1 protein-coding gene is annotated in these 439 nt (G+C 61.0%); it reads right to left on the bottom strand.

Going from position 1 to position 439, the window contains the following annotated elements:
- Positions 1-104 (bottom strand): HU family DNA-binding protein (locus GVL52_RS29155; protein ID WP_200848009.1); only part of this gene is annotated, 104 nt, incomplete at its 3' end.
- Positions 105-439: the final 335 nt, after the last annotated feature.

Raw genomic sequence — 439 nt, 5'->3', positions numbered from 1 at the left:
GCCTTGGTGACGGCAGCAACGACGGCATCGACAGCGCGGCTGGACTCGGCCTTGGTCAGGTCTGCAGCTTCAGCAACGGCATCGATCAATTCGGTCTTGTTCATTCTCTACAACTCCTTTGGCGGTGGGTTCCGCTTATTCGACAGGGAAGCAACCGCACGCGCTCTGCATGCGGCCGCCATGTGGAAACGGTTCGCCGAATTCAGCGATCGCCAGACTGCGATCACTCATTCGCGAGTGCTGCTTTTATACCAGTGGCCCTACCCCCACGCAAGCTGGAAAGCCAGCAACGACGCGGGTTTCGGGCCATTGGACAGCGCGCGTCAATGCTTGACGCGCGCGTTTCCACTCGGTTTGGCCTTGCTGCGCACCGTGACACGTTGCGCACTCTTGCGCGCCTTCTTCGGTGCCAACGGACGCTCCAGCGCCAGGTCCAGGA

The organism is Rhizobium sp. 18055 (assembly GCF_902706285.1).
Taxonomy (GTDB): Bacteria; Pseudomonadota; Alphaproteobacteria; order Rhizobiales; family Rhizobiaceae; genus Rhizobium.
The sequence above is the reverse complement of the archived record's forward strand: the minus strand, read 5'-3'. Positions and strand labels throughout refer to the sequence as shown.